The organism is Roseateles sp. GW821-FHT09B06, assembly GCF_059418245.1.
Genome location: NZ_JBWKPM010000055.1, coordinates 1 through 4,703, shown reverse-complemented (window position 1 = coordinate 4,703; position 4,703 = coordinate 1). Strand labels below are relative to the sequence as shown.

General features: G+C 68.6%; 6 protein-coding genes. 4 read left to right on the top strand and 2 right to left on the bottom strand.

The window, feature by feature from the left end; all coding sequences use genetic code 11:
- Positions 1-79: 79 nt before the first annotated feature.
- Positions 80-403, top strand: coding sequence for a nuclear transport factor 2 family protein (locus AC07OQ_RS24340; protein ID WP_495055719.1), 324 nt, complete (start codon positions 80-82; stop codon positions 401-403).
- Positions 404-437: 34 nt separating this feature from the next.
- Positions 438-1,304, top strand: a complete 867-nt coding sequence (locus tag AC07OQ_RS24335; RefSeq protein WP_495055718.1) for an SDR family NAD(P)-dependent oxidoreductase — start codon at positions 438-440, stop codon at positions 1,302-1,304.
- A gap of 58 nt (positions 1,305-1,362) precedes the next feature.
- Here the strand turns inward: AC07OQ_RS24335 and AC07OQ_RS24330 are convergent, their stop codons facing one another.
- A complete protein-coding gene (locus tag AC07OQ_RS24330; protein ID WP_495055717.1) occupies positions 1,363-2,469 on the bottom strand; it encodes an aromatic ring-hydroxylating dioxygenase subunit alpha in 1,107 nt (368 codons plus the stop codon).
- 86 nt (positions 2,470-2,555) lie between these two features.
- Positions 2,556-3,344 carry an enoyl-CoA hydratase gene (locus tag AC07OQ_RS24325; RefSeq protein WP_495055716.1) on the bottom strand — a complete coding sequence of 263 codons (789 nt, stop codon included), beginning with the start codon at positions 3,342-3,344 and terminating at the stop codon, positions 2,556-2,558.
- Positions 3,345-3,483: 139 nt separating this feature from the next.
- On the opposite strand from AC07OQ_RS24325, the gene AC07OQ_RS24320 reads away from it, so the two are divergent.
- Positions 3,484-4,263, top strand: a complete 780-nt coding sequence (locus tag AC07OQ_RS24320) for an SDR family oxidoreductase (protein ID WP_495055715.1) — start codon at positions 3,484-3,486, stop codon at positions 4,261-4,263.
- Positions 4,264-4,299: 36 nt separating this feature from the next.
- Positions 4,300-4,566 (top strand): hypothetical protein, encoded by a 267-nt coding sequence (locus AC07OQ_RS24315; protein WP_495055714.1) that lies wholly within the window; start codon positions 4,300-4,302, stop codon positions 4,564-4,566.
- The last annotated feature ends 137 nt before the right edge of the window (positions 4,567-4,703 follow it).

The following is a 4,703-nucleotide window of genomic DNA, read 5'->3' as shown; positions in this document are numbered from 1 at the left end:
CTAGGGTTCATACGTGGGTCAGGTTTGAACGGAAATCAGTGACGGTTGAGGGTCAGTTCTTGCCGGAAATCAACAGGAACTGTTCCAGCGCCTGGCCTGCCACGACCATATCGTCGAGATGCATCACGGCGTGAACCCGCGGATCGAGCTGATCGATGCCGAGCGCGCCCGCGGACGCTGGGGCCTGCACTACCAGCAGATCGACACGCAGGCGGGCCGGCTCACGCAGCTGGGCGCCCGCTACGAGGATGAATACCGCAAGCAGGACGGTGCGTGGAAGATCAGCGCCACGCGCTGCGTCGTGAGCTCAACGCTCGTCCTGGATCTCCAGGATGCGGCCGCCGTGAAGGTCTTGTGCCGCGGGCGAGCCTTGGCCGCCGCGGCAGCCGCCGATTCGCAGTAGCGGCCACCCATTTACTCATCGGAGGGACACCATCTTGAAGTCCGGGAAAGAATCCATCGTTGCCGTCGTCACCGGCGCTTCGCGCGGCGCGGGCCGCGGCATTGCCGTCGCGCTCGGCGCCGCCGGTGCCACCGTCTACGTCACCGGCCGCACCGAACAGGGCGGCAGCGCGCCGCTGCCGGGCACCATCCACGAAACGGTGAGCCAGGTCAACGCCGCCGGCGGCAGGGGCATCGCCGTGGCCTGCGACCATCGTGACGACCAACAGGTGCAGGCGCTGTTCGAGCGCGTGCGCCGCGAATCCGGCTACCTGGACATCCTGGTCAACAACGCCACCTTCCTGCACGACCAGCTGGTCGTGCCGGGCGGCTTCTGGAGCAAGCCGCTGGGGCTGGTCGACATCCTCGACGTGGGGTTGCGCTCGGCCTATGTGGCGAGCTGGTTCGCCGCGCCGCTGATGATCGAGCGCGGCCGCGGGCTGATGGCCTTCACCTCGTCCTTCGGCGCCAGCTGCTATATGCACGGGCCCGCCTATGGTGCGCAGAAGGTGGGGGTCGACAAGTTCGCCAAGGACATGGCCGTCGACCTGCGTCCGCATGGCGTCGCGGCCCTGTCGATCTGGATGGGGCCCCTGCGCACCGAGCGCACCCAGCGCGTCTGGGACGAGCATCCCGAGCTCTACCCGGAATTCGCCAAGGTCGCCGAGACGCCCGAGTTCACCGGTCGCCTCATCGATGCGCTGTACCGCGACCCGCGGCTGATGGACAAGTCGGGCCTGGTGCTGGTCGGCGCCGAGGCGGCGCGGGACTACGGCATCCTCGACGCCGGGGGCAAGCAGCCGCCGTCCTATCGGGAGATGCTCGGCGGGCCGGTGCAGGCGCATCCGGCCAAGGTCGACTGATCCGGCTGGAATCCGGGCGGGCCAGCATGCTGGCCCGCCCCTTGTCCTCGCGTCCTCGCTATGCGGCCTCGGACGTGTCGCTGAACGGCGTGGCACCGCGCGGCACGTACACCCCCTCGCATTGGTCCAGATATTCCCGCTGCTGCGAGCGCGGGTTGTAGAACTGCTTGTACCAGACGCGGGCCTTCATGAACGGCCCGTCGCTGGGCAGGAACAGGCCGTTGAGGCAGGGCTGCTTGTGCTGCCAGACCTCGAAGTCCTGCGCGAACGCCGCCAGGCTGGCGTCCTGGAACTGGCGGGCCGCGGCGACGTCCGACTCGGACGCCCGGGCGTTGCCGCCCGGCGACTTGACCATCAGCGCGTGCCAGACCTTGATCGAGCCGTCCTCCACCGGCGTGTGCGTGATCAGGATGATCGAGTCGTACAGGCCGGTCATGTAGGAGATCAGCACGCCGGGGCCGTGGTAGGTGGTCAGGGTCTGCAGGACGGGACTGACGCCGTCGGCGCCGACCAGCGTGCGATGCGGCCCGCATTGGCGCTGGACCGCACGATGGCCGATGAATTCATTCTCGTATTTCTGCACCGTCGAGCCATGGATCGGCCCGAGGTGGCTGTAGTCGGCGATGTTGTCGGACACCTCCTGCTGATGCTGGTTGAGCAGGCCGACATGATCGAAGGTCCAGCGCACCCAGGCCGCGTCGTCCCATTCGGGCAGCGAGGGGTGCTCCCATTCGGGCTCGCCCCCTTCGGGGTCGTGCCAGACCCAGATCGCGCCCAGGCTCTCGCGCACGGTCCAGCTCTTGACGCAGGCGGCGGCGGGAATCGCCCCCTGGTGGTAGGGGATGTCGTCGCATTTGCCGTCGGCGCCGAAACGCCAGGCGTGGTAGGGGCAGCGCAGGGCGTCGCCCTCGATATTGCTGCCGCCGCGGTCGAGCACCACATAGGAGGTCTTGTTCGGCGCCGCGAGATGGGTCTTCATGTGCGGGCAATAGGCGTCCAGCAGCACCACCTTGCCGCTGGCCTGGCCGCGGTAGAGCGCGAAATCCTTGCCGAAGAAACGCACGGCCAGCGGCTTCTTGGTGTCGAGTTCGCTCGCCTCGGCGACCATGAACCAGCCGCGTGGGAAGGTGAACTCGCCGAGGCGATAGTCTTTGCTCGTTGCCATGACTGCTCCGAAATGAGGCATTGGGTTGATGGATTCTTTCAGTGGGTCCCGGCGCCGGCATACCTCGTTCGGACGATGGCGGTGCCTCAACGGCCCTCGAAGCGGGGCGGGCGTTTCTCGATGAAGGCCCGCATGCCCTCCTGCTGATCCCGGGTGGCGAAGAGCAGTTGGGCGGCCTTGCGTTCGAGCGCCAGCGCCGTTTCCAACGGGGCATCGACGCCCGCCAGCACGACCTCCTTGATCTGCCGCAGGGCCAGCGGCGGCAGCGCGGCGATCTGGCGCGCCGTCTCGAGCGCCCGGGGCAGTACCTCGGCGTCGGGCACGACCTCGCTGACCAGGCCCATGATGCGAGCCTCCTGCGCGTCCACGGGCTGACCGCTCAGCAGTAGCCGCATCGCGTTGAACTTGCCGACCGCGCGCACTAGCCGCTGTGTGCCGCCGATGCCCGGCATGATGCCCAGGCGAACCTCGGGCTGGGCGAAGCGGGCGCCTTGGCCGGCGATGATGATGTCGCAGTGCATCGCCAGTTCGGCACCGCCGCCGTAGGCATAGCCGCATACCGCGGCGATCACCGGCTTGGGGAAATGCTGGATCGGGGCCCACAGCCTTTCGCTGTGGCGCCGCCAGATCTCGATCGGCCCCGCCTCGTGCAGGCCCTTGATATCGCCGCCGGCTGCAAACACCTCGCTGCCGCCGGTCAGCACGAGGACGCGGACCGCGTCGTCGTCGGCCAGCGCCGAGAAGACGTCCGACAGCCGGGCCTGCATCGCCAGGCTCAGCGCGTTGCGCGTCTCGGCGCGGTTCAGGCGGGCGAGCGCGACACCGGCCTCGGGTCGCTCGACGACCACCAGGGGATGCTCGGTATCGGAAGACATTGCTGCTTGTCCATGGGCGGGGTGGGAACGGCGGCAGAAGTTAGGTGACGGGGCGGGTCGGGACATCGTCCGATCGGACGTATTGGGCCGGCGGGGAGATTCCTACATTGGCCTGTAAGCACACCAGTCGTTTCCCGTCATGCGCCCTGCAGCCGAATTCCATGATCGCGTCGTTCTCGTCACCGGGGGCACCAAGGGCATAGGTCGCGGCATCGCCGAGGCCTTTCTCGAGGCCGGCGCCCGCGTCGTCGTATGCGGCCGCAACGCGCCCGAGGCCTTGCCGGCCGCCGAAGGGCGGCGGGCCGAGTTCGTCGCCTGCGACGTGCGCGAAGCCGAGGCGGTGCGGGGGCTGGTCGCCGCGATCGTCGAGCGCCATGGCCGGCTCGACGTGCTCGTCAACAACGCCGGCGGCGCGCCGCCGGCCGACGCCGCCAGCGCATCGCCGCGCTTTCACGAGGGCATCGTCCGCCTCAACCTGCTCGCGCCGCTGCACCTTGCGCAGGCGGCCAATGCCGCAATGCAGCGGCAGCCGGACGGCGGCGTCATCGTCTTCGTCGGCAGTGTCAGCGCCCTGCGCCCATCGCCCGGCACGGCCGCCTATGGCGCGGCCAAGGCCGGCGTGCTGAGCCTGGTCGCTTCGCTGGCCGTCGAATGGGCGCCGAAGGTGAGAGTGGTGGCCGTCAGCCCCGGGCTGGTGCGCACCGAGCAGTCCCATCTGCATTACGGCGACGAGGCCGGCATCGCCGCGGTTGCCGCGACCGTGCCGGCGGGCCGGCTTGCCGAGCCCGCGGACGTGGCCAATGCCTGCCTGTTCATGGCCTCGTCCAAAGCCGGCTATGTCAATGGCACCAATCTGCTGCTGCATGGCGGCGGCGAAAGACCGGCCTTCCTCGACGCGGCCCAGGCGCGGACGAAATAGAGCCGGCGATCAGGGCGGTACTTCAAGGAGACTTTGATGAAGCTGAATCGACTTTCCGGTGCCCTGCTGTGGAGCTGCCTCGCCGTGGCGGGCTGCGGCGGAACATTGCTGCTCTACGGGCCCATGGCGGACGAGCCGGAACCGGCCGCCGCCGCCGATGTGGGCTTGAGCCACACCTATGTCGACCGGGTGATTTGCCAGGAGAGCCCAAGCCAAGGGGCACCTGTCTGTGCCTTCGTCTGGCAGGTGCCGCACTACCCCAATGCATCCTGGCAGGCGCTGTTCGCCGCCGCGCGCCGTTAGGGGCGGGGATCCGGGTCGGCGCTAGTCCTCTCGGACGATGAGCGGCCGCGGGGAGCTTGGGACACTGCGAGGCATCAAGCAGGAGCAAGCCGAGATGAAGCCGATCCCCGAGGACTACCTCAGCCCCGAAGCACAAG